The sequence below is a fragment of the Azomonas macrocytogenes genome (assembly GCF_014191985.1).
Classification (GTDB): Bacteria; Pseudomonadota; Gammaproteobacteria; order Pseudomonadales; family Pseudomonadaceae; genus Azomonas; species Azomonas macrocytogenes.
In genome coordinates this window covers 46,003-67,667 of sequence record NZ_JACHXI010000022.1, presented here as the reverse complement: position 1 = coordinate 67,667, position 21,665 = coordinate 46,003, and the positions used below count along the sequence as shown (strand labels likewise).

The window sequence follows — 21,665 nt, the reverse complement described above, 5'->3', positions numbered from 1 at the left end:
GGTGTAGCGACGACGGGTAATACGTTGCATGGGAACCTCCAGGTTGCGATCAAAGTATCGCTTCCTGGCGTCCGCTCTGGTGGGGCAGGTTCAAATAACCCTTCAATAACCCTCACCCCACCCCCTCTCCCGTTGGCGGGAGAGGGGCTTCAGAAAGCAGTCGGATGAATAACAGTTTCTAAAGCTCCTGCAATCTTCGTCGATACAAGAGCATCGATTGATTTTTCGGGAGTTTCCAATGAATGCTTCGCTGGCCTTGCGGCAATATCAGAACGTCAACCTTCAGGCACAGGTGACCGAAGCCAGTCCGCATCGTCTGATCCAGATGCTGATGCAGGGCGGGCTGGATCGCATCAGCCAGGCTACCGGCGCAACCGAGCGTGGCATGCTGGCCGAAAAGGGTCTGTTGATCGGCAAGAGCATTGCCATTATCGGTGGATTGCGTGAAGCGCTGGATTTCGAGGCTGGTGGCGAGCTGGCGCAGAATCTGGATCGCCTGTATGCGTATATGGTGATACGGCTATCCGAGGCGAATCGCCATAACGATGCGGCGCCGCTGCTTGAGGTGGGCAACCTGCTGCGCGAGATCAAATCCGGCTGGGATGGTATCCAGGGCCAGGGTTGATCCCGGCGTCATACGGCCTGCTCGGTATGACTGGACAGCGGGCAGGCTTTCTACCGCGAACCTTTCGCTGGCGTAATAGCCTTCGTTAATCCCACATCGATCCAATCATTAGCTCCGGCGTCGATTGTCGTCGGTAGTTGCCAGGCTACATCTTGTTGAACAGGCTCAGTTGGCTGATCTTCAAGAACGATGCCTGTGCCGCTTCCAGCATGGTCTGTTGCAGAAGTAGTTTCGAGGTGGCTGCGGCCATGTCGGTATCGCGGATGCTCGACTGGGTCGAGGCATTGGTGATCGAGAGGCTTTCGTTTTCGGTCGTCAGGGTGTCGATGGTATTCAGGCGTGCGCCGATGGATGCCTGGGTGGCCAGCACGTTGTTCATGCCTTTATCGAGGTTACTGATGGCAGAGGCCACGGCATCGCGCAGGGCCAGCTTGCTTGAAGTCTCATTGGAGAGCGGCGTCTGCAGGGCGGTCGTGAGCGTTGAGAGGGTTTCCAGGATGCCCTGGGTTTCCCGGGTATCGGCCTGCAGGGTGAACTGGTCACCGCTGGCCGGCGTGCCGCTGACGCTGAATTGCGCTCCCGCTATAGTCAGGATCGGGGGATTGGTAGTCAGCGAACCAGAGGCAATGGCCGCGTCGCCGCTTTTCAGCGGTTGAGTGTAGACCTCATAAGCGCTGGCATCGGTGAAGCGGACGACGACACCGTTGGCAGGAAAGCTGCTGGAATAGGTGGCCTGGTCCGCTACCGAACCGCCCGTGATCTGCGCGCTGGAAGTATTGCTCGGGTTGCGGGTTACGGCGAACTCATCCGGGGCCGTTCCGAACGCGAACCTGTAGCCACCCAGCACACTGCTGCCCTCGCCTTCCGGCAGTGCGACATCGAGTTTCAGCTGGACGCCTCGGAAGCCGATAGTGGTTCCGTCGCTGGCGGTGGGGTCGAAAGTACCGTTGCCGCCGGACGCTTCCGTGGTGACATCCTGGCCGCTGGCATCGGTGATGCGGAACTGGGTGCCGCTGAGCAGTTCCAGGGTATAGGGCGAGCCGCCGCGAAATTGCTTGTCGTACTGGGTATCGTCGGTTACCAGCCCCTGGGAGAGAAAAGCCTGCTGCTCGTCAGCCGCTACCGGTTGCTCAGTCAGGGTCGAATAGGTTCGGCTGGCATTGGGGATGTTCTCGAACAGGCTCCAGCCACTGTCGTTGACCGGCAGGCGGGTGGCGCTGGCAACCTGCAGGTCGAGCGTGGTCTGGTCGCCGTTGTAGCTGTAGGTTCCGTCGGGGTTCTTGGTATAGGGTTGCGTGCCGCTGTTCGAGCCAGCGAACAGGTATTGGCCGTTGGCGTCCTTGCTGTTCACCAGGTTCATCAGCTGGCCCTGGATCTGCTCCAACTCGCTGGCGATGGCGCCGCGATCCTCATCCGCCAGGGCGCCATTGCCTGCCTGCACGGTCAATTCCCGGGCTCGCTGCAGGACGTTGTTGACCGAGTCGAGCACGGCATTCTGCTGGGTCAGGCCATTGGTTGCCGTGGTCATGTTGGTGCTGTACTGGTCGAGCTCGGCTTTCTGCTGTTCGAGCTGCAACAGGCGCGCGGCACCGACGGGATCGTCCGCCGGAGTCTGGATGCGCACACCGCTGGAAATCTGTTGCTGGGTCTTGACGATGTCCGTATAGCCTTTCTGGTAACCGGTAACGTTGGACGCGAATACTTGCGAGGTCGACAGGCGCACGGTTCACCTCCTTCAGAAACTGTTGATCAATGTATCGAACGTACTGCGCGCGACTTGAATGATCTGCGAGGCAGCGGTGTAGTACTGCTCGAATTTGATCAGGTTGGCGGCTTCCTCATCGAGGTTGACGCCCGAGTAGGAATCCCGGCTGTCCTGCGCCTGGGCGAGCACGGCCGAGGTGGCGCTGGCATCGAGTTCCGCCTGGCTGGCCCTGGCGCCGACCTGTTCGATCAGCGAGCTGTACGACGTGACGAAGCTCATGCCGCCGCCCGCTTGCATCCCTATGGTCTTTTTGCTCTGCAGGTCCAGCAGGCTCTGGGCATTGCGGTTGTCGGCGGTGCCATCCGCGTTGAAGGCGAAGGTGAAGCTGTCTCCCGTGCCCGGCGAGCCGCCGATAGTGGTTTCGAAGGAAAACGCCAAGTTCGTCGCCGGTACGCTGATGGTCAGGGTGTTGCTGTTGCCCGGCACGATGCTGCCGTTGCCGATGGAGGTCCCGGTCGAGTCGTACAGGGTGTAGCCCTGCGTGCCATCGCTGGCGGCAGCAAAGACCATTTTTATCGGCAAGCCGCCTTGCAGGCTGGTACTGGGGTCAGCCGTGAAGGCCAGCGTCGGTTGGGTGATGCTGCCCGTGCCGTAGTTGCCCGTGGTCGCCGTGGCTACCAGCGGTGCAGCGAAAGCCAACTGGTCGGCATCGGTCATGCTGATGTCGATGGTGTTGGCAGCATAGCGGGTCGGCATGATGGTGAACTTGTCACCCGCTACTGCGCTGCCGCTCACCAACTGCAGTGAGAAGCCGTCGATCTGGGGGGCTGGATCGCCGGTAGCGTAAGCGGTGGTCCCGGAGCCACTCGGCGGAAAAACCGTACCATCGGACAGCCGCGTGACGGTGTAATGCGTGTTGTCCGCGAAGGTCACTTCGTAGTCGCTGGTGGTCAGTTGGCTGGAATCTTCGATGCGTACAGCAAAGTTGGTGGTCGTACTGACATTGCCGACCTGGGCCACGCTGCGCTGGCCGGTCAGTGCCGGCGTGTTGATGTCGCTGAACAGTGCGGCGCCGAAATCGCCGTTCAGATCCAACCCCTGCCCCAGCTGGGAATTGATGGTATCGGCGACGACCAGAGCCATGCGTCCCAGATCGTTCATGGTGGAATCCAGCACGTCGCTGCGGTAGCGCAGCAGCCCGCCGATTTCACCACCACTGACAGCGGCCGTGACATCCTGGGTCGAATTGCCCTGGCTCAGGGTAATGGCGTGGCGCGCCGGATCGTCGGCGCTCGGCGTGGCGTTGAGCGTGGAGACGTTGCTACCGACGACCAGCGGCTGGCCCGAACCGATATACAGGCTGTAGCTGCCGCCCTGGTCGACGGCGGTAACACCGATCATTTCATTGAGCTGCCTGACCGCTTCGTCGCGCGCGTCGAGCAAGGTATTGGGTGATGCACCGCTGGCCGAAGCCTGGGTGATCTGCTGGTTGTATTGCGCCACGCTGGAAGCCAGTTTGTTGACTTCGCCAGTCATGCTGGTCAGTTGCTCGTTGAGGTAGCTGTTCTGGTCGGCGAGTTGGCTGTAGATCGAATTGAAGCGGTCGCTCAGGGTATTGGCCTGGGTCAGCAGCAGTTGCCGCGACGCCGGGTCGGTCGGGCTGGCGGCAGCGGTCTGCATGGACGAAAAGAAGGTTTGCAGGACACTGGAGATACCAGTCGAGCTGTCGGCCAAGAGCGAGTCCAGCTGCTTGATCTGGGTATGGTAGGACTGGGCGGCGCTATCCAGTGCGGTAGTGCTGCGCAACTGGGTACCGAGATAGCTGCTGTAGATACGCCGGACATCGTCCAGCGTGGTGCCGCTGCCGAAATAGGCATTGCCGCTCTTCTGCGACAGCGCAGCCGTTTGCACCGTGGCCTGGCGCGTGTAGCCGGCTGTATTGGCATTGGTGATGTTGTTGCCGGTCACGTTCAGCGCCGCCTGGCTGGCAGCCAGCCCGGATACGCCGATGGAAAGTAGATTCGCCATGTTCGGGCCCTATGAGCGAGTGATGCGGTTATCCCGGGACGCCAGGGTCTGGATGGACTGGTAGGTGTCCATGCCACGGGCGATCCGGTTTACCTTGCTGGCATACTGGGGATCGGTGGCATAACCGGCCTTCTGCAGCTCGCGCATGAAGCGTTCCGAGTTGCCGCCGGTGTCCAGCGCCTCCCGGTAGCGGTCATTGCTCTGCAGAAAACTTACATAGTCGTGAAAGCTGTCGGCATAGGATGCATAAGCCCGGAAGCCGGCCTTTTCCATGACTGGCCGGCCATTGACGTATTCGCGGGTAACGGCATTCGCCGAAGCCCCTTTCCAGCCATGAGCCTTGATACCGAACAGGTTATTGCTGTTCGAACCATCGGACTGGCGTGCCATGTGCTTGCCCCAGCCGGTTTCCAGCGCAGCCTGGGCGACCAGGTAACGTGGATCGACACCGATCCGTTTGGCAGCGGCCTCGGCCATGGGCAACATGGTATTGATGAATGCCTCCTTGTTGCCGAAGCCTGTCTTGTTCGCGGTGGCAGCCACCGTTGCGGCTCGCTCGCTGCCGGCACTCTGCTGCTGCACCCTGTAGCGGCCCGCCGCGAACTGATCGAAGGGGTTGCCGGAGGCAGAATGCTTCCAGTCGCTGCCGATCTGCTCGGCGATGCTCGCGGCGCGAGGCGAGGCGGCGGAATCGGGCAGGATTCCAGCGGCGATCCGCTGGCTCAGCGTGCCCGGCAGTGCCAGACGCCGCCGGTTGATCAACGACGAATCATCGCGGCCCGGGTCGACAGCATTCAATGGACGCGCAGCAGACAAGGCCGGCCCGGCACTTTTTATCTTATCGGTTGGCAAGGCGTTGCCCGGCGCAGCGCCAGTCGCTACAGCGTTACGGCTGTCGGTAACGGCCTGCGCCCCGGCAACCTGGGCAAAGGGATTCGTGCGCCCGACGCGGTTACCGGTCTTGCTCATCTGGCGCTCCAGTACGCCGGCCAGGCCGATGCCACCATTGTCGCGGGACAGGCTCAGGGACATCTGCTGGTCGTACATGTCCTGGTACTGCTTGACCGTGTCGCTGGAAAACGGGCTGTCCTTGTCGGCCAGTGCTTCGTTGGCCGAACGCATGGATTTCAGCATCTGGTTGAGAAACAGGGACTCGAACTCCTGGGCGACCTGCTTGACGTTTTCCGCGCTATCCCGATCCTTGCCCTTCAGCCTGGCAAGGCGGTTGATGTCGGTGAACGCGCCAGAGTCGGCCTGGCTAGCGTAGGTACCGCCCAGACGTGAATCCATATCTGCTTTCTCCTTAGATCACGATCAGCTCGGCCTGCAATGCGCCGGCCTGCTTGAGGGCTTCGAGGATGGCCATCATGTCGCTTGGCGCGGCCCCTACCTGGTTGACCGCCCGGACGATTTCATCCAGGGTCGTGCCGGGGCCGAACTTGAACATCGGCTTGGCCTCCTGGTCGATGGCGACCTTGGAATTCGGCACGACTGCCGTCTGCCCGCCGGACAGCGCGTTCGGCTGGCTGACGATAGGATCTTCGCTGATGGTCACGGTCAGGCTGCCATGGGTAACGGCAGCCGGCGCAACCCGGACGTTCTGGCCGATGACGATGGTGCCGGTACGCGAATTGATGATGACCTTGGCCACCGCCTGGCCCGGATCGATTTCGAGGTTTTCCAGGATCGAGATGTAGTCCACCCGCTGGTTGGGATCGCGCGGCGCACTGACCCGCACCGAGCCGCCATCGATCGCCGAGGCCACGCCCGGCCCCAGCAATTCGTTGATCTTGTCGACGATATGCTTGGCGGTGGTGAAGTCGGAACGGTTGAGGTTCAGGGTCAATGTATTGCCCTGTTCGAAACCGGTCGGCACCGGTCGCTCCACCGTGGCCCCCGCCGGAATCCGCCCCGCCGAGGGCACATTGACGGTGATCCTCGACCCGTCGCGCCCCTCGGCATCGAACCCACCGACCACCAGGTTGCCCTGCGCCACCGCATAGACGTTGCCATCGATGCCCTTGAGCGGAGCCATCAGCAGGCTGCCGCCGCGCAGGCTCTTGGCGTTGCCGATGGAAGAAACAGTCACGTCAATGGTCTGCCCCGGCTTGGCGAACGCCGGCAGGTCGGCATGGATGGACACGGTAGCGACGTTCTTCAACTGGATATTGCCGATATTGCTCGGCAACTGGATGCCGAACTGGATCAGCATGTTCTTGAAGGTCTGGATCGTAAAGGGCGTCTGGGTGGTCTGGTCGCCCGAACCGTTGAGACCGACGACAAGGCCGTAACCGACCAACTGGTTGGTGCGCACCCCCTGGATGCTGGCGATATCTTTCAGCCGTTCAGCGTGAACGCAGGTGGCGGCGAACAAGAGAGCCAGGCCGCCAAACAGGTATTTGATCATGATTGTCGACTCGTTCAGAACGGCATCAAGGGACTCATCAGCAGACGGTCGAACCACCCCGGCTGGCTGGCGTCGGCAAAGGCTCCGGTACCGGAATAGGTGATGCGGGCATCCGCCACTCGATTGGAGGAGACGGTGTTGTCCGGCATGATGTCTTCGGTGCGGATCAGACCGGAGATGCGGATCAACTCATCACCGGTATTGAGGGTCATCCATTTTTCGCCGCGGACGAGCATGACCCCGTTGGGCATCACCTCCGCCACCGTGACGGTGATCGAGCCGGTCAGGCTGTTGCTCTGGTCGGCATCGGCAGAGCCATCGGTCTGGCGCGTACCGCTGTAGTCGGCGCTGAAGGACAGGGGCGAACCGGAGATCGGATTCTTGCCGCTCATTTTGCTGCCGAACAACGAACCCAGGCTCAGGCTGGCGTCGCTGTTCTTCTCCAGCTCGGAGTTGGCGGTTTTCCTGGCCTGGGTTCTCTCGCTCAGGGTGATGGTGATGACGTCGCCAACCCGCCGGGCACGCCGGTCATTGAACAGGCTTTGATCGAAGCCAGCCTGATAAATGGCACCACTGGTCTGCGCTGCAGGAATGGGCGTACGCGGCAATACCGGCGCGTAGTAAGGATCGTTCGGTTTGGCCGTGGGCCCTACGCAACCGGCCACCAGCAAGGTGGACAGCAGAGCAAATGCAATCGACAACCGGTTCATAGGCACCTCACACAACAGGCTCAACAACGATCAAAGGTTCTGGCTCAGAAAGCCCAGCATCTGATCGGCGGTGGAAATGACCTTGGAATTCATCTCGTAGGCGCGCTGCGTGGTGATCATGTTCACCAGTTCCTCGACCGTGCTGACGTTGGAATTTTCCAGCGTGTTCTGCAGCACCGTGCCAAGACCGTTCAGGCCGGGCGTACCGATCTGTGGTACGCCGCTGGAAGCGGTTTCGGTGAACAGGTTGTTGCCGGTCGCCTGCAGGCCAGCCGGATTGATGAAGCTGGCCGTCTGGATATTGCCGATGATCTGTGGCGTTACATTGCCGGCCGTGGTGACCGAGACGGTTCCGTCTTCGCCGACAGTGAAGGTTTTGGTCTCTTGCGGCACGGTGATCGCCGGTTCGAGCGGAAAACCGTTGGCAGTGACGACCTGGCCATCCGAATTGAGATGGAAGGTGCCATCGCGGGTATAGGAAAGGGTGCCGTCCGGCATCAGTACCTGGAAAAAGCCATCGCCGTTGATCGCCATGTCCAGCGGTTGCTCGGTGGTCTGCAAGCTGCCTTCGGTGAAGGTTTTCTGGGTGCCGACGATGCGCACTCCGGTGCCTAGTTGCAGGCCGGAGGGCAGCTCGCTGTCCTGGGTATTCTGCGCGCCTGGCTGGCGGCGAATCTGGTAGAGCAAATCCTGGAACTCAGCGCGGTCACGCTTGAAGCCGGTAGTCGAGACGTTGGCCAGGTTGTTGGAAATGGTGGTCAGGTTCAGATCCTGGGCGGATAGTCCGGTCTTGCTGACCCATAGTGCCTGTAGCATAGGTTTCTCCTTTAGCGCCGGCTTTATGGCGCATCAGTCGGCATTCAGCCGATTTGCAGAACTTTGGCCATCGCCGCCGCATCGTCTTCGGCGGTACGCATCATCTTGATATGCAGTTCGAATTGCCGGGACAGCGACAGGATCGAGGTCATTTCCTGCGCGGCATTGACGTTGCTCGCTTCGACGAAACCGGAAACCACCCGAACACTGGCATCTGCCAGGGGAACGGGCTGCCCCTTCTTCAGGTGGATCAGGCCGTCGCTGCCTTTCTCCATTTGCTGCTGATCGGGGTTTACCAATTTCAATCGGTCCACCTGGGCAATGACCGCCGAACTCTGCCCTTCGGCCCGGATGCTCACGGTGCCGTCCTGACCGATCTCGATCTGCGTTCTGGGCGGTACGGCGATGGGGCCACCGTTACCCAGTACGGGCAATCCGCTGGCGGTTCGCAGCATGCCCAGCGCATCGACTTCCAGGCTGCCGGTACGCACGTAGGCTTCCCCGCCGTCCGGCGACTGGACGGCGATCCAGCCAGCGCCTTCGATGGCCACGTCCAGATCGCGTCCGGTTTCCTGTAGCGCCGCTGCGCTGAAATCGGTAGCCGGCCGCTCGCTCATGGCATAGACGCGAGACGGATGAGTGTCGCCGAACACTTGCATCGAGCGCGCCTGTTCCAGATCCTTGCGAAAACCGGTGGTCGAGACATTCGCCAGATTGTTGGCATGGGCGCGCATTGCCATCTGGTTCTGGCTGGCGCCGGACATGGCGACATAGAGCATTTTGTCCATGAGTGACCTCGAAGCGACGGAGTTCTGCCGTCTATTGAAAGACTCAAGGGTTAGTCAGCAATCCTTGTGCCATCCATGAAGAAGACAAATATCATGTTGATTTTAAAAATAAAAAAGCCTCGAAAGAGGCTTTTTCGAAAGCGCGCGGCAGAGATCCGTCAGGTCATCTGGATAATGGTCTGGGAGACGGTGTTTTCGGTTTCGATGGTCTTGGCGTTCGCCTGGTAATCGCGCTGCGCAACGATCAGGTTGACCAGCTCGGCCGTCAGGTCGACGTTGGAGTCCTCCAGCGATCCCGAAGCCAGGCTACCCAGGATTCCCGACCCCGGCGTGCCGATTGCCGGCTCTCCAGAGGCATAGGACTCGGCCCAGTTGGTATTGCCGACCGGAGTCAGTCCCTGCATGTTGGCAAAGGTCGCCAGGATCGTCTGCCCGATAACCTTGGATTGGCCATTGGTATAGGTGGCGAACAGGTTGCCGTTCTCGGCGACGGACAGGCCGGATAATTGGCCAGTGGTATAGCCATCCTGGTCAACCCTGGTCACCGCGAAGCTGGTATTGGTCTGGGTGGAACCACGCATGTCGAGCTCCAGGCCGGTTGCGCTGGCGGTGGAACCGTTGGAACCCCAGGTCGCCGGTGTGGTGGTGCCATCGGTAATGGTGGCTGGAACCCAGCCCGCTACGTTGACCTGGACATCGTTAGTCGAGCCGTCCGGGTTGGTGATGGTCCTGGTTTGCGTACCGTTGGCCAGGCTGATGGTGCCGTCCTGCGTCACCATGAAATCGCTGCTATAGGTTCCATCTGTATTCTGGGTAAGCGAAGGGCTGACCAGATTCAGATTCCCCGAGGAATCGAACGTGACAGAGGCCATGGCCGGTGTGGTGGAAGTCGGATCGCTGGGATTGCGACCATCGACAGTGACGAACATCGCCCAGGAATTGGAACCATCCTTGACGAAGTACTGCGACAAGGTGTGGGAATTGCCCTGGGAGTCATACACATCGACGGACGTGGACCAGTTGTAGCTTTGCGAATCACCGGCATCGAATGGCGTGTTCACGGGAACGGATGACGTCGAATTCAGGGCAACGGTCTGGTTGATTTGAGTCGTCGACCGGGGTAGTTGGTTAGCGGTATCGATCCTGAGGTCGCTCACGACCCCATTGATGACATTGCCGTTGGCATCGACGCCATAGCCCTGAAGGTTATTGCCGGCGTTATCGACGACATAACCGGAGCTGTCGGTACTGAACGTACCGTTGCGCGTATAGACCCGCGAGCCATTGTCGCTCAGGACAAAAAAACCGTTGCCGTTGATCGCCAGATCCAGGCTGTTGCCGGTGGAGGTAATGTTGCCCTGGGTGAACTGCTGGGAAATATTGGCCGTCAGCACGCCGCTGCCCGTGGTGTTCTTGCCCGAACCGAACATCGAGGTGGCGTAGACATCGGCGAATTCGGCCCGCGACGCCTTGAAGCCGGTCGAGCCTACGTTGGCAATGTTGTTGCCGGTCACATTCAGGTTTTTGCCGGCGGCGTTCAGACCGCTCAAACCGATATTGAAAGACATCGAATACTCCTTCCGGCGAGCCGGTTATTGGCCGATCATCTGGACCTGCGACAGCGCAACACTGCCCAGCCCAGCCAGGTTAAGCATCATCTCTCCACCATCCTGACCAAGCGTCACGCTATTGACCGTGGCTGGCAGGTAGGTGGTTAAAGCCGTTTCGGTGCCGTCGATGCTGGCGGTTGCCTTGAAGGTATAGGCACCGGAATCAAGGGCATTGCCGTTGTCATCGGTACCATCCCAACTGAAGGCCACACTGCCACCGGCCTGCTGGCCAAGATCGATGGTCTTCACCTGCTCGCCCGAAGCGTTGTAGACGCCGACGGAAACATTGGAACCGGTACTGGGCAGCACCAGGGAACCGCTGAAGCTGCTGCTGGTATCCACCTGTGCGCTACTGTCTTTGACGATGACCGAACGCCCGACCAGCGACGATGCCTGCAGGGCTTGCGAAGAGTTGTAGTTACTGCGAATGGTGTCGACGGAGGCATTCAGATTCTGCAGGCTTTCGACACTGCTGAACTGCGCCAGTTGGGCGACAAACTCACTGTTATCCTGCGGGTCCAGCGGATTCTGGTTGTTCAGTTGCGCCACCAGCAGTTGCAGGAAATCATCCTTGCCCAAGGAGCTGGTATCGGCGCTCGAAACGGTATTTTTCGTATTTGTCGTGCTGGACAGGCCCGCCAGCAGAGAATTGGAAGAATCGCTAAAGGAAGTCATTCATCGTCTCCAGCTCACTGCCCAAGAGTCAGCACTTTCTGCATCATCTGCTTGGCGGTGTTCATGATCTCGGCATTGGTCTGGAACGCCCGGCTGGCGGAAATCATGTCGGCCATTTCCTCGACGACATTGACGTTGGGGTAGTACACGTAACCGTCTTGGTCGGCGGCCGGGTGATTGGGTTCGTAACGGGCCTGGAGATCGCTCCGATCCTCGACGATGCCGGTGACCTGGACGCCAGCTCCCGCCTCGCCCTGCTCTTCGAACAGGGTGCCGCCGCCATTGCGGGCATTGCTGAACATGGTCGCAAATACAGGATGGCGAGCCCGATAGGTCTCGTCGACACTGGAGGACACCGTTTCGGCGTTGGCAATGTTACTGGCCACGGTATTCAAGCGAGTGTTCTGGGCGCTCATGCCGGTGCCGGCGATGCTGAAAAGATTGCTGAGAGACATCGATCATTCTCCGCGAATGGCCGCGACAAGCCCTTTGAACTTGCTGTTGAGCAGCGTGAAGCTGGCCTGGAACTGCATGGCGTTTTCGGCGTAGCTGGCTTGCTCCACCTGTTCGTCGACAGTGTTCTGATCCAGCGAAGGTTGGGTCGGGATGCGATAGCGCAGCGCAGCATCCTCGACTCCGGAAACAACGCTTTCGGCAACGATATGCCGGTTATCGGTCGTGGCCAGGTCGAAGTACTCTTTTCCGTTGCTGGCTTTTTGCGCCTGCTCGGCAAGCACGGCGCTGAAATCCAGATCGCGTGCCTTGTAGTGCGGCGTGCTGGCGTTGGCGATGTTATTGCCGAGAACCTCGGCACGACGGGAGCGAAACTCCAGTGCCTGCTCGTGAATACCGAGCGCATTTTGGAAACTGATGCTCATGATCAAAACCCTGTTGAGCGATGGTCACAGGGTTACAGCAAAAGCCATACCAATAAAATTAAACAAAAAAATCAAACAGTTAACAATCAACGCCAAAAACCTTACGGATAACGGCAAGAAAATCCCGTATCAGGAGGAGTTATCGCGACCATGGCGGCAGGAGCTTGACGCCATCAAGAACAGGAAAAAGGCCAAAACAGCTATCGCCTACTTGGCCTTATAGATGATGCCCGGCTTGCACTGCACCATCTGATAGAGATCCGGCAGGCCATTGAGCGCTTCGGACGCGCCGAGGAACAGATAGCCACCCGGCTTCAGCACACCATGGATGCGAGCCAGGATGTCCTTCTTCATAGCGGCGGAAAAATAGATCAGTACGTTGCGACAGAACACGATGTCGAACTTTCCCAGAATGGCATAGCTATCAAGCAGATTGAGCGAGCGAAACTCGACACGGGATTTGATCTGCGGCTTTATCGCCCAGCGCGCAGGGCCTGCTGGCTCGAAATAACGCTGTAAACGCTCCCGGGAAAGTCCCCGGCCTATCGCCAGGCTATCGTATTCGCCAGCCTTGCAGGCGGTCAGCATCGAGCCGGAAAGATCGGTCGCAACTATCTGTACGCCCTGTATGCCGGCTTTCAAACGGGCCGGATTACTGCGTTCGAACTCGTCGACGGTCATGGCCAGCGAGTAAGGCTCCTGCCCTGAAGAACAGGCCGCCGACCAGAGGCGCAAGCGCTGTCCGGGGTTCGCCTTGAGTATCTCAGGCAGAATGCGTTGTTTCAGGACCTCGAACGGATAGGTATCGCGAAACCACAGGGTTTCGTTGGTCGTCATCGCATCGATTACCTGCTCACGCAGCCCACTGCGCGGCTGGGTCTGAATCCGCGCAACCAGATCGCCCAGACTCTTCAGCCCTTGCTGCTCCATTAATCTGTTGAGACGGCTGGACACCAGATACTGCTTGTTGCTTCCCAGCTCAATGCCACTGGTCTTCTCCAGGAAAACCCGGAACTGCTCGAAATCAGGATTGAATGACACTTGGTTCGTTCGCCTAAACTCAACGTTTCATGAAACGACAGTAAAACTTCGCCAGCGATTCGCTACCGTGCCAGGCCGCCTACAACGCATGTATTATCCGTTATCTGCAACCCTGATCCTTTCCAGTACCCGGCCAGCCAGTTCATCCGCCTGAAATTTGGCGAGAAAATCATCTGCTCCGACTCGCTTTACCATCGCCAGGTTGAATACCCCGGACAGCGAAGTATGCAGGAGTATGTACAAATCTTTCATGCGGGGATCATGGCGAATTTCTGTAGTCAGGGTATAGCCATCCATTTCCGGCATCTCGATATCCGAAATCAGCATCAATAATTCTTCTGCCGGGTTCTGCCCGCCATCGGCAAGCGCCTTCAGATAATTCAAGGCCTGTCGGCCATCGTTGAGCGACATGACTTCGATCCCGATTTGTTCCAGGCAGCGCGCAACCTGCTTTCGGGCCACGGATGAATCGTCGACGATCAGAATTCGTACGGAGTCAATCCTGGCCTTCGACTGTACTGCCCGACTCATTACACTGGCGGAAATTTCAGCGGGCACGGGCGCCACTTCGGCCAGAATCTTTTCCACATCGAGAATCTCGACCAACTCGCCCTCTACATGCGTGACAGCGGTGAGATAGTGATCGCGCCCGGCCCCTTTCGGCGGCGGGAGAATTTCTTCCCAGTTCATGTTGATGATGCGCTCGACCGAACGCACCAGAAAACCCAGAACACAGTTGTTGTATTCGGTAATGATGGCAAAGGTATTGGCCAGTTCCTGCAAGGCTGGTTTGCCCGTAGCCATGGCCAGATCGAGGATCGGCAACGTACTGCCACGGATGCTTGCCACCCCTCGCACCAGCTTGCTGGACCTGGGCATGACAGTCAGTCGCGGGCACTGCAAGACCTCTTTTACCTTGAAGACATTGATGCCATACAGCTGTCGCCCATCAAGCCGGAACAACAGCAGCTCCAACCGATTCTGCCCGACAAGCTGGGTACGCTGATTAACCGAGTCCAATATGCCGGCCATGCAAACTCCTCTCATGTGTTCGAACCTGATCCTGCGGCATGCTGCTTGCTTGATCGAGCGTATGAATAAAAAACCGACTTATTTTCGACGTCTCAGCAAAAAAACAACACGGACTCTTGTCCTGCTATCGGTTGTGCACCTCACCAGCCACATATCCAATATCCAGGCGATGACACTTTCCGCCCAGCTTATCGACGTAACGCAGGAGTTTCTTGAGCGTGCGGTTGAAGAGTATTTACGGCAGGGCTCGATCCAGGGACGCCACGAAATAGACGTGAACAGGCCAGACCCACGCTTGCGACTGGCAGAATGCGACGGCCCTGTCGGTGCGAAGCTGGAAAGCCCTGCTCAACCTGTCGGCCGAGTAACCGTACAGATCCGCTGCGCAGGAACGAATTCCTGGACCGTCTTCGTGCCTGCACGAGTACGCCTTTACCGGAAGGTAGTCGTCGCCGCCCGCCCACTGCAAAGAAATACTGTGCTTGGAAATCTGGATGTTGCCCTGGCAGAGCGCGATATCGGACTACTTTCCCAAGGCTACCTGATAGATCTGGACCAAGTGCTCGGCAGCAAATTGATGCGTCCGCTTCCAATCGATCAAACACTATCGCCCTCGGCCTTGGCATTGGCCGAAACCGTTCGCAAAGGCGATCATGTCGTCATCAATGCCACAAGCGGCGGCATGAACGTACGCATGATGGGTGAAGCCCTTGCTGGCGGCGCTCCGGGGCAACAGATCAGGGTCAAGAACCTGAGCTCGGGACGCATGCTCAAGGCAAGGGTTACCGGGCCGGGACAGGTCGAAGTCGACATATGATGCCATACACGGCGATGCACGATAGCTTACCCCGATCAATCCGACAGACAGATCGGCAAGCCTCGAAAACCCCATTAAAGCTTTTCCTGGCAATGCCGATACAAGACAGACACAGACTCTTTTCGAGGTTCACGAACATGGTCATCGAATTCGATAGGCCGCATAACTCCAGCATCACCACCAATGGACGAACGAGCGGTACACAAGGTGCCGGCAAAACCGACCCGGCCTCCTCGCCCATAACCAGTGAGCCAAAGAGCGAGCAAGTTGCCATTACTACTGGAGAAAGTGTCAACCTCAGTCCCGAGGCGCAAAAGATCAAGCAGGCTTCCGAAAACCTTCGCGACCTACCTGAAGTCGACTCGGAACGCGTTACCCAGATCAAACAGGCAATCTCTGATGGTTCCTATCGTGTCGACAGCGAACGCCTCGCTTCCAAGCTGCTCGATTTCGAATCCTGAGTACCTCGCGCTGCATACATCATTCCCTGGAACTCGCCATGAAACAGATCGAATTGCCTCAACAGCTTGCAAACGATATCGAGGCAGCTCAGGAACTTCTCGACCTGACAAAACAGGAATTCCAGGCATTGAAAGAACGCAATCTTGCATGCCTTGAAACAATATTGGCGCAAAAACAGCCACTCATTGCCCTGCTTGGCAAACATGGTAACCAACGCAGCGAGCTGCTGGCTGCTCATCGACTGCCAGTCGATCACACAGGACTCAAGGCCCTGATCATGATGATGGAAAACCGAGAGCAGATCCTGTCACAGGCTGAGAAGCTTGCAGAATTGATTGAAGACTGCCGGACAACAAACGAAAACAACGGGCGCTTGATCCGTGCCGGCAAGACAGCTGTCGAGAATATGCTGAATGTAATTCTGCATGGCTGCACCGAATCACCCAGGCTTTACGATAAACACGGATCGACAGCAAAGCATGGCTGGCAACGCCCTTTGAGTCAGGCCTGATACACCAAACCAGCCTCTTGGTGGAGCCAGAGCGCGTGTCAAACCCATTTTCCAAAGAAGAAGGCCCTCGGCCACCTCAAATCCTGGCATCCGTTGTCGAGATAGTTGCAGCCCTGCGCCCTCTTCAAGCCAATCACACTCCCCTGACCATTCGTTTTCTCGAACGCGGCTCCAGCTATCGAAGTTACTTGATAGATATCGACCGGGAAGAAGGCTACTTGATGCTTGATGAAGTCATTCCAAGTGACGGCGAACGCCACATGCGCAACGGCGAATACTTCAAGATCGAAGCGTTCCATGAAGGCGCTCGCATACTATGGGAAAACAGACAAGCAGCTATCCCGGACGAAGTGGATGAGGCTCCTTGTCATTGGGTAAAAATTCCGCAGCAACTCAGCTATCACCAACGCCGTAATGCCTACAGGGCTATATTGACGTTCAAGGCAAGCGCAAAATTAACGGATTCTCGTAGCAACCTGGCGCTGGAAGGTCAGTTAATAGATATATCTGTCGGCGGATGTCGATTGAAAGTCGACGGACCTATCAAGCATAAGCTTCAAGCCGGCACGATTTATGAGAAATTTTTTACACAATTACCGTTCGGCAATATCGAAATAGCGGTGGAGCTACGGCATTTTCACCACGATGAAGCACGAAACCATACGTTATATGGATTTCGCTTTCATTTGCTGGATGGCTTTATTCAACGCAAGATAGAGCTATTCGTCAATCAACTTCAAAAAGCATCACGATAAAATATCATTGACACCAGTTAGTCATTTGATAACCCCAGAAACAAACCAACCTCAAACGAGCCCGCTCGCAGTATAGAAACCGAAGCTCAACACTGCACTCAGTAACTCGTGCACAACTAACCCAGCAAGTCTACCGATATATAAAAACCAAAGTTCAAGAGTTGGCAAACGCAACTATCAAAACTTTAATGGTATCCCAGAGTGGGTTCGAACCACCAACCTTCCCCTTAGGAGGGGGATGCTCTATCCAATTGAGCTACTGGGACACAGGCCATCGATAAATACCAACGAGCAACAGGCAAGGCCTTATGCGGGCATATATTCTAACGACAACCCCCCTTCTTGTCATGCGACACAGGGTTGATGGTATCCCTTAGGGACAACAACAAAAATCGACATTGCAAAATGCACTATGAAAAACACCACCTCATGCAAAATGCATGGGATTATCGCAATAAAAATATATAATTTATTGATTTTTAAAACAAAATAACAATCAAAAAATGGCATGAGACCTGCATTTTCTCAGAGCGACATGGACTGACTAATGAGAACAGCGAAGGAAACGCCATGCCATATGCATTATTCGTAGCAAGCGCAGCTTTTTTGGCTTCGATCATAATCGCCCCCTTTATGACTGACGAAAAAACAGCTTCTCAAGCACACGCCACCACGTATGCATTGCAGGAGCACCGTTCCGGTATTGTATTTGCCGCCGACACTGCGGAATTTACTCATCTATCACAAGAAACCCAGCGCTGGACTTTTTGACCCAAACAGGACTGCCTTAGCGAGGAGAACAAAAACATGTCGAAAACAGCCATTTTTTCCTTGTTTGCCATTCTAGTCTGCGGAGCTGTCGCGATACTGAGCCTCGAATCAAGTTTCATGAATCGCCTGGGTTGTATAGGCTCGATAGTATTTGGCATAGTTTTTTTGTTAGCCCTACTGAAAGGTCGCAAAATCAAATTCGACCCGATCTTGCGATAGGCTTTACATGTATCTCTCCATATCCGCCCAATATTAAGTGGCGGGTATTTTCCAAAACTTCATATTTTTAGATTCAGATATCGGAATCGCACTCATTGGCGCTTCCATGAAAGTAATCAGCAGGCGCATAATCGGCAAAAAATAACTGAGCTGGCGAATAAAAATATATAAGGCTGGCCATGGAACGGCAGGCGAAATTCAATTGTCAGACCGGTGATAATTGCAATCGCAACGCCAGCATCGCCCAACGACTAACCGGTAAGATATGCGCCCTATGAAACAGGCAGTTTTTTCCAGCCGAACGGCTGATAAATTTGTGGTTCGGTTACCCGATGGCATGCGAGACCGTATAGCAGAGGTGGCTCGTAATCATCATCGCAGTATGAACTCTGAAATAATCGCCCGATTAGAGCAAAGCCTTTTTCAAGAGGGAGCCCTGGACGATGATTTGAATATGCGTCTGGATAATCCGGACCTATCTCTTCACGAGCGCGAATTGCTTCAGCGTTTTCGCCAACTATCCAAGCGACAGCAAAATGCCCTGATCTCTTTGATCGCCCAAGACCTAACGATAGATACCGAAGAAAAGTAATTTAAATCCAGCACCTGGAAAGCCGGTTTGACTACCGGCCTTCTAATCTCACCTATCCCATAAGGAAGAAAGTCGCAAGGCCAAGGAAAATAAGAAAGCCACCGCTATCGGTAACTGCCGTAATCATTACGCTGGCACCCATTGCTGGATCTTTCCCAAGCTTTGCCAAGGTCATTGGAATAAGCACCCCCATGAATGCTGCAAGCAGCAAGTTGAGTGTCATGGCTGCGACCATGACAGCGCCCAATTTCCAGCTGTCATATAACAGCCAGGCAACGACGCCAATGACTCCTCCCCAGATCAATCCATTGATCAACGAAACGCCAAGCTCTTTACGCAGCAAACGTAACGTATTTCCAGATCCGAGCTGATCCAGAGCCATGGCACGGACAATCATGGTGATAGTCTGGTTGCCTGAATTGCCACCGATCCCCGCCACGATAGGCATCAATGCTGCCAGAGCCACCAGGCGCTCTATCGCATCCCCGAACAAGCCGATGACTCTTGAAGCTGCGAAAGCAGTAACCAGATTAATGGCTAGCCAAGCCCAACGGTTACGCAGCGATCTCCAGACAGAAGCAAATATATCTTCTTCTTCGCGCAGACCTGCCATGTTGAGGACTTCGCTTTCGCTTTCCTCGCGAATCAGGTCGACAATTTCGTCAATGGTCAGGCGACCGATCAATTTGCCATTCTTATCTACGACAGGTGACGACACCAGATCGTAACGCTCGAAGGCCTGCGCAGCCTCATAGGCATCTTCGTCAGGATGGAAGGTCACCGGGTCGCTGGCCATCACGTCGCTGACTTGCTTCTCAGGATCATTGACCAGAAGGCGCTTGATTGGCAGAACACCTTTAAGCACACCATCGTAATCGACAACGAAAAGCTTATCAGTATGTCCTGGTAGTTCTTTCAAGCGACGCAGGTAACGCAGAACGACTTCAAGGCTGACGTCTTCTCGGATAGTGACCATTCCGAAGTTCATCAAGGCGCCAACCTGATCGCTGTCATAGGAAAGAGCCGAACGCACCCTTTCTCGCTGCTGCCCATCGAGGCTTTCCATCAGCTCATGGACAACATCTCGCGGTAATTCCGGTGCCAGGTCAGCCAGCTCATCGGCATTCATTTCCTTTGCCGCAGCCAACAATTCATGATCGTCCATATCGGCGATCAAGGTCTCGCGGACAGCATCGGAAACTTCGAGCAGGATATCCCCATCCCGCTCCGCCTTAACCAGTTGCCAGATGGTAAGACGTTCTTCAAACGGCAAGGCTTCGAGGATACGAGCTACGTCAGCAGGATGAAGCTCGTTCAATTTTCGCTGTAGTTCGGCCAGATTTTGTCGATGGACCAAGCTTTCCACCAACGCTTGATGTCCGCCTTCCTGGCGATGCGTCAAGTCTTCGATGAGCTTATGACGCTGCAGTAAGTCAACTACCTGAGCTAAACGGTCCTGCGGGCCTTCTGGCGCTTTTTTGGCTTCTGTTTCAGTCATATGGCGCACTCCCCCCTCTGGCATAGGGGTGTGCCAGAGAGTCAAACAGTCAGTATTGGATTATTAAACGGAAGTCCAGAGCGACTACTGGGTAAGTCCATGGGTTTATTCCATGAGCCCTTAAGGCGAATTTACTTATAATAACATTTAAGAGAAGAAAGGATGCACTTGATAGATCTCTAGAACAATTTCTTATATAGCTGTTACAGGACTAAAACCCGAACCAATCGCGCGAAGGCATGTAGATATATAAAGCATGGGTAGCGCACGCCACTACATTTGCATAAAGCGTCAATGGTACTTGCCAACCATATGCCCAAGCCATGGCGCAGCAACGTCAAGGAAGACGAACCATGCGTATGACTGTTCCCGTAATCGCCAGTGTGTTGCTACTTGGTATTCCCGAAATACCTTATGCCGCCAGCATTTACCGCTGTATCGATAGCAATGGGAACACCACCTTTACTCAACAAGGCTGTCCTGCCGATCAAAACACTCAGTGGCAGGAGAACCATAATCAACCCAACAGTCCAGCCATCAAGAGTATCTCATCACCACCAAAACAGAAGGATGTAAAGAAACACAATGATGACACGCTAACGATTGTTGGCCAGCAGGACGATGGCTGCGGCAATCTTCTTGAAAACAGAGACAAGCGCAAAGCCATTCTCCAAAAGCAGATACGCGCGGGAATAAGCCGAGCTGATGTGGAAAGTGCCTTGGGCAAACCTGACACAATTACATTCAATGATGGGAAACGCGTTTATCGTTACAAAGCTAATCGACACCAAAGCCGCACAGTAAGCTTTGATGAAAACGATTGTGTAATCGGGAAAGTATCGTCGAAGAAAAAACGCTAGAGGCAGAAAAAACCACAGAAACTCAGGTCTGTAGCTTTTTCATGACTTATGGTGCACTCAGGAGGATTCGAACCTCCGACCGCCCGGTTCGTAGCCGGGTACTCTATCCAGCTGAGCTATGAGTGCATGACAAGTACCAAGTGGCACTGTACAGCTTTACAAACGTTAATGGCGCACTCAGGAGGATTCGAACCTCCGACCGCCCGGTTCGTAGCCGGGTACTCTATCCAGCTGAGCTATGAGTGCGTTAGGGGCGTGCATTATAAAGCCTTAGAGAAGATGGTCAACTACAGCGAGGTTCAAACCTACCTGACCATTCGAGCTAGATGACATCAGCTCGCCTCTAAATAACGCAATGGCGGAGAGGGGGGGATTCGAACCCCCGACACCCTTTTGAGATGTACTCCCTTAGCAGGGGAGCGCCTTCGGCCTCTCGGCCACCTCTCCGCAACACGGGGCGCATGATACTTATCTTTACCCCGATTGGAAAGCAAAAAAAACGCTAAATCAGTGGCTTGATTCCTGGTCTTTTTCTTTTTGAATCCGTTGGTAAATTTCCTCGCGATGCACGGCTACTTCCTTAGGAGCATTCACGCCGATTCGTACCTGGTTACCCTTTACTCCCAATACGGTGACAGTGACCTCATCACCCACCATCAAGGTCTCTCCGACCCGACGCGTTAGAATCAGCATTCCTTTCTCCTTAACGGATTCAGTCAAAAAACAGTCTGCAAAATTAAGTTTGAAACAGGTCCATGAAAACAAATGGACAATAAGCCTGACGCCAATAATGGACCCATGCGCAAGAAATGAAATTCCTTCAAAACAAGCTAAACTCGACGAAAGGTTCAGTTTCGAAATGAAC

At 55.8% G+C, this 21,665-nt stretch carries 25 protein-coding genes and 4 tRNA genes; 10 read left to right on the top strand and 19 right to left on the bottom strand.

The window, feature by feature from the left end; translation table 11 throughout:
• Positions 1–238: 238 nt before the first annotated feature.
• Positions 239–625, top strand: coding sequence for a flagellar export chaperone FliS (gene fliS / locus FHR87_RS16620; RefSeq protein ID WP_183167856.1), 387 nt, complete (start codon positions 239–241; stop codon positions 623–625).
• A 145-nt stretch (positions 626–770) separates the two neighbouring features.
• Here fliS and FHR87_RS16615 read toward each other — a convergent pair whose 3' ends face one another.
• From FHR87_RS16615 to flgB, 11 genes are all read right to left on the bottom strand, one after another.
• Positions 771–2,348, bottom strand: coding sequence for a flagellar hook-associated protein 3 (locus FHR87_RS16615; protein ID WP_183167855.1), 1,578 nt, complete (start codon positions 2,346–2,348; stop codon positions 771–773).
• Positions 2,349–2,360: 12 nt separating this feature from the next.
• Positions 2,361–4,358 carry a flagellar hook-associated protein FlgK gene (gene flgK / locus FHR87_RS16610; RefSeq protein WP_183167854.1) on the bottom strand — a complete coding sequence of 666 codons (1,998 nt, stop codon included), beginning with the start codon at positions 4,356–4,358 and terminating at the stop codon, positions 2,361–2,363.
• 9 nt (positions 4,359–4,367) lie between these two features.
• Entirely contained in the window at positions 4,368–5,648 is a 1,281-nt protein-coding gene (flgJ, locus tag FHR87_RS16605; RefSeq protein ID WP_183167853.1) for a flagellar assembly peptidoglycan hydrolase FlgJ, read from the bottom strand.
• A 13-nt stretch (positions 5,649–5,661) separates the two neighbouring features.
• A complete protein-coding gene (locus tag FHR87_RS16600) occupies positions 5,662–6,765 on the bottom strand; it encodes a flagellar basal body P-ring protein FlgI (RefSeq protein ID WP_183167852.1) in 1,104 nt (367 codons plus the stop codon).
• A 14-nt stretch (positions 6,766–6,779) separates the two neighbouring features.
• Complete coding sequence (gene flgH, locus FHR87_RS16595; protein WP_183167851.1) at positions 6,780–7,475, bottom strand: flagellar basal body L-ring protein FlgH; 696 nt, start codon at positions 7,473–7,475, stop codon at positions 6,780–6,782.
• A gap of 30 nt (positions 7,476–7,505) precedes the next feature.
• The gene (flgG, locus tag FHR87_RS16590) at positions 7,506–8,291 is read right to left on the bottom strand and encodes a flagellar basal-body rod protein FlgG (RefSeq protein ID WP_183167850.1); all 786 of its coding nucleotides are present in this window, start codon (positions 8,289–8,291) and stop codon (positions 7,506–7,508) included.
• A 44-nt stretch (positions 8,292–8,335) separates the two neighbouring features.
• Positions 8,336–9,079: a flagellar basal-body rod protein FlgF gene (flgF, locus tag FHR87_RS16585; RefSeq protein ID WP_183167849.1), complete on the bottom strand. Its 744-nt coding sequence runs from the start codon at positions 9,077–9,079 to the stop codon at positions 8,336–8,338.
• A 158-nt stretch (positions 9,080–9,237) separates the two neighbouring features.
• A complete protein-coding gene (gene flgE / locus FHR87_RS16580) occupies positions 9,238–10,647 on the bottom strand; it encodes a flagellar hook protein FlgE (RefSeq protein ID WP_183167848.1) in 1,410 nt (469 codons plus the stop codon).
• 24 nt (positions 10,648–10,671) lie between these two features.
• A complete protein-coding gene (gene flgD / locus FHR87_RS16575) occupies positions 10,672–11,364 on the bottom strand; it encodes a flagellar hook assembly protein FlgD (protein WP_183167847.1) in 693 nt (230 codons plus the stop codon).
• A gap of 14 nt (positions 11,365–11,378) precedes the next feature.
• On the bottom strand, positions 11,379–11,819 hold the full coding sequence (gene flgC, locus FHR87_RS16570) for a flagellar basal body rod protein FlgC (protein ID WP_183167846.1): 441 nt from the start codon (positions 11,817–11,819) through the stop codon (positions 11,379–11,381).
• 3 nt (positions 11,820–11,822) lie between these two features.
• Positions 11,823–12,242 carry a flagellar basal body rod protein FlgB gene (gene flgB, locus FHR87_RS16565; protein ID WP_183167845.1) on the bottom strand — a complete coding sequence of 140 codons (420 nt, stop codon included), beginning with the start codon at positions 12,240–12,242 and terminating at the stop codon, positions 11,823–11,825.
• Between flgB and FHR87_RS16560 the strand changes: the two genes are divergently transcribed.
• Entirely contained in the window at positions 12,241–12,465 is a 225-nt protein-coding gene (locus FHR87_RS16560) for a hypothetical protein (RefSeq protein ID WP_183167844.1), read from the top strand. The genes flgB and FHR87_RS16560 overlap by 2 nt on opposite strands.
• On the opposite strand, the gene cheR is transcribed toward FHR87_RS16560, so the two are convergent.
• On the bottom strand, positions 12,450–13,283 hold the full coding sequence (cheR, locus tag FHR87_RS16555; protein WP_183167843.1) for a protein-glutamate O-methyltransferase CheR: 834 nt from the start codon (positions 13,281–13,283) through the stop codon (positions 12,450–12,452). The genes FHR87_RS16560 and cheR overlap by 16 nt on opposite strands.
• Positions 13,284–13,376: 93 nt before the next feature.
• Positions 13,377–14,315 (bottom strand): chemotaxis protein CheV, encoded by a 939-nt coding sequence (locus tag FHR87_RS16550; RefSeq protein ID WP_183167842.1) that lies wholly within the window; start codon positions 14,313–14,315, stop codon positions 13,377–13,379.
• A gap of 61 nt (positions 14,316–14,376) precedes the next feature.
• Between FHR87_RS16550 and flgA the strand changes: the two genes are divergently transcribed.
• The 4 genes from flgA to FHR87_RS16530 all read left to right on the top strand — a co-directional run bounded on the left by flgA (position 14,377) and on the right by FHR87_RS16530 (position 16,860).
• Positions 14,377–15,132, top strand: a complete 756-nt coding sequence (gene flgA, locus FHR87_RS16545) for a flagellar basal body P-ring formation chaperone FlgA (RefSeq protein WP_183167841.1) — start codon at positions 14,377–14,379, stop codon at positions 15,130–15,132.
• A gap of 137 nt (positions 15,133–15,269) precedes the next feature.
• Complete coding sequence (flgM, locus tag FHR87_RS16540; protein ID WP_183167840.1) at positions 15,270–15,593, top strand: flagellar biosynthesis anti-sigma factor FlgM; 324 nt, start codon at positions 15,270–15,272, stop codon at positions 15,591–15,593.
• Between the two features lie 38 nt (positions 15,594–15,631).
• The gene (locus FHR87_RS16535; RefSeq protein ID WP_183167839.1) at positions 15,632–16,105 is read left to right on the top strand and encodes a flagella synthesis protein FlgN; all 474 of its coding nucleotides are present in this window, start codon (positions 15,632–15,634) and stop codon (positions 16,103–16,105) included.
• Between the two features lie 35 nt (positions 16,106–16,140).
• A complete protein-coding gene (locus FHR87_RS16530) occupies positions 16,141–16,860 on the top strand; it encodes a flagellar regulator YcgR PilZN domain-containing protein (protein ID WP_183167838.1) in 720 nt (239 codons plus the stop codon).
• 189 nt (positions 16,861–17,049) lie between these two features.
• On the opposite strand, the gene FHR87_RS16525 is transcribed toward FHR87_RS16530, so the two are convergent.
• A tRNA-Arg gene (locus FHR87_RS16525) sits at positions 17,050–17,126 on the bottom strand.
• Positions 17,127–17,430: 304 nt separating this feature from the next.
• Between FHR87_RS16525 and FHR87_RS16520 the strand changes: the two genes are divergently transcribed.
• From FHR87_RS16520 to FHR87_RS16515, 3 genes are all read left to right on the top strand, one after another.
• Entirely contained in the window at positions 17,431–17,631 is a 201-nt protein-coding gene (locus FHR87_RS16520; RefSeq protein WP_183167837.1) for a hypothetical protein, read from the top strand.
• A gap of 36 nt (positions 17,632–17,667) precedes the next feature.
• Positions 17,668–17,850: a PA3371 family protein gene (locus FHR87_RS19565; protein WP_338021265.1), complete on the top strand. Its 183-nt coding sequence runs from the start codon at positions 17,668–17,670 to the stop codon at positions 17,848–17,850.
• Positions 17,851–18,115: 265 nt separating this feature from the next.
• Positions 18,116–18,442 carry an Arc family DNA-binding protein gene (locus tag FHR87_RS16515; RefSeq protein ID WP_183167836.1) on the top strand — a complete coding sequence of 109 codons (327 nt, stop codon included), beginning with the start codon at positions 18,116–18,118 and terminating at the stop codon, positions 18,440–18,442.
• Between the two features lie 52 nt (positions 18,443–18,494).
• Here the strand turns inward: FHR87_RS16515 and mgtE are convergent, their stop codons facing one another.
• Positions 18,495–19,940, bottom strand: coding sequence for a magnesium transporter (mgtE, locus tag FHR87_RS16510; protein ID WP_183167835.1), 1,446 nt, complete (start codon positions 19,938–19,940; stop codon positions 18,495–18,497).
• Positions 19,941–20,293: 353 nt separating this feature from the next.
• On the opposite strand from mgtE, the gene FHR87_RS16505 reads away from it, so the two are divergent.
• The gene (locus tag FHR87_RS16505; protein ID WP_246336071.1) at positions 20,294–20,800 is read left to right on the top strand and encodes a DUF4124 domain-containing protein; all 507 of its coding nucleotides are present in this window, start codon (positions 20,294–20,296) and stop codon (positions 20,798–20,800) included.
• Between the two features lie 49 nt (positions 20,801–20,849).
• On the opposite strand, the gene FHR87_RS16500 is transcribed toward FHR87_RS16505, so the two are convergent.
• The 4 genes from FHR87_RS16500 to csrA all read right to left on the bottom strand — a co-directional run bounded on the left by FHR87_RS16500 (position 20,850) and on the right by csrA (position 21,493).
• Positions 20,850–20,926 (bottom strand) — tRNA-Arg (locus FHR87_RS16500).
• A gap of 43 nt (positions 20,927–20,969) precedes the next feature.
• Positions 20,970–21,046 (bottom strand) — tRNA-Arg (locus FHR87_RS16495).
• Between the two features lie 110 nt (positions 21,047–21,156).
• Positions 21,157–21,247, bottom strand: a tRNA-Ser gene (locus tag FHR87_RS16490).
• Positions 21,248–21,307: 60 nt separating this feature from the next.
• Entirely contained in the window at positions 21,308–21,493 is a 186-nt protein-coding gene (csrA, locus tag FHR87_RS16485; RefSeq protein ID WP_183167834.1) for a carbon storage regulator CsrA, read from the bottom strand.
• Between the last annotated feature and the right edge of the window lie 172 nt (positions 21,494–21,665).

Coding starts and splice junctions, on each gene's coding strand:
- flgG (WP_183167850.1), bottom strand. CDS start 8,291: ATGCTACAGGCACTATGGGTCAGCAAGACCGGACTATCCGCCCAGGAT.
- FHR87_RS16560 (WP_183167844.1), top strand. CDS start 12,241: ATGATCAAAACCCTGTTGAGCGATGGTCACAGGGTTACAGCAAAAGCC.
- flgH (WP_183167851.1), bottom strand. CDS start 7,475: ATGAACCGGTTGTCGATTGCATTTGCTCTGCTGTCCACCTTGCTGGTG.
- flgM (WP_183167840.1), top strand. CDS start 15,270: ATGGTCATCGAATTCGATAGGCCGCATAACTCCAGCATCACCACCAAT.
- fliS (WP_183167856.1), top strand. CDS start 239: ATGAATGCTTCGCTGGCCTTGCGGCAATATCAGAACGTCAACCTTCAG.
- FHR87_RS16550 (WP_183167842.1), bottom strand. CDS start 14,315: ATGGCCGGCATATTGGACTCGGTTAATCAGCGTACCCAGCTTGTCGGG.
- FHR87_RS16505 (WP_246336071.1), top strand. CDS start 20,294: ATGCGTATGACTGTTCCCGTAATCGCCAGTGTGTTGCTACTTGGTATT.
- flgF (WP_183167849.1), bottom strand. CDS start 9,079: ATGGACAAAATGCTCTATGTCGCCATGTCCGGCGCCAGCCAGAACCAG.
- FHR87_RS19565 (WP_338021265.1), top strand. CDS start 17,668: ATGTCGAAAACAGCCATTTTTTCCTTGTTTGCCATTCTAGTCTGCGGA.
- flgD (WP_183167847.1), bottom strand. CDS start 11,364: ATGACTTCCTTTAGCGATTCTTCCAATTCTCTGCTGGCGGGCCTGTCC.
- flgC (WP_183167846.1), bottom strand. CDS start 11,819: ATGTCTCTCAGCAATCTTTTCAGCATCGCCGGCACCGGCATGAGCGCC.
- FHR87_RS16520 (WP_183167837.1), top strand. CDS start 17,431: ATGCCATATGCATTATTCGTAGCAAGCGCAGCTTTTTTGGCTTCGATC.
- flgB (WP_183167845.1), bottom strand. CDS start 12,242: ATGAGCATCAGTTTCCAAAATGCGCTCGGTATTCACGAGCAGGCACTG.
- mgtE (WP_183167835.1), bottom strand. CDS start 19,940: ATGACTGAAACAGAAGCCAAAAAAGCGCCAGAAGGCCCGCAGGACCGT.
- flgA (WP_183167841.1), top strand. CDS start 14,377: ATGAATAAAAAACCGACTTATTTTCGACGTCTCAGCAAAAAAACAACA.
- FHR87_RS16515 (WP_183167836.1), top strand. CDS start 18,116: ATGCGCCCTATGAAACAGGCAGTTTTTTCCAGCCGAACGGCTGATAAA.
- FHR87_RS16535 (WP_183167839.1), top strand. CDS start 15,632: ATGAAACAGATCGAATTGCCTCAACAGCTTGCAAACGATATCGAGGCA.
- FHR87_RS16600 (WP_183167852.1), bottom strand. CDS start 6,765: ATGATCAAATACCTGTTTGGCGGCCTGGCTCTCTTGTTCGCCGCCACC.
- flgJ (WP_183167853.1), bottom strand. CDS start 5,648: ATGGATTCACGTCTGGGCGGTACCTACGCTAGCCAGGCCGACTCTGGC.
- csrA (WP_183167834.1), bottom strand. CDS start 21,493: ATGCTGATTCTAACGCGTCGGGTCGGAGAGACCTTGATGGTGGGTGAT.
- flgE (WP_183167848.1), bottom strand. CDS start 10,647: ATGTCTTTCAATATCGGTTTGAGCGGTCTGAACGCCGCCGGCAAAAAC.
- flgK (WP_183167854.1), bottom strand. CDS start 4,358: ATGGCGAATCTACTTTCCATCGGCGTATCCGGGCTGGCTGCCAGCCAG.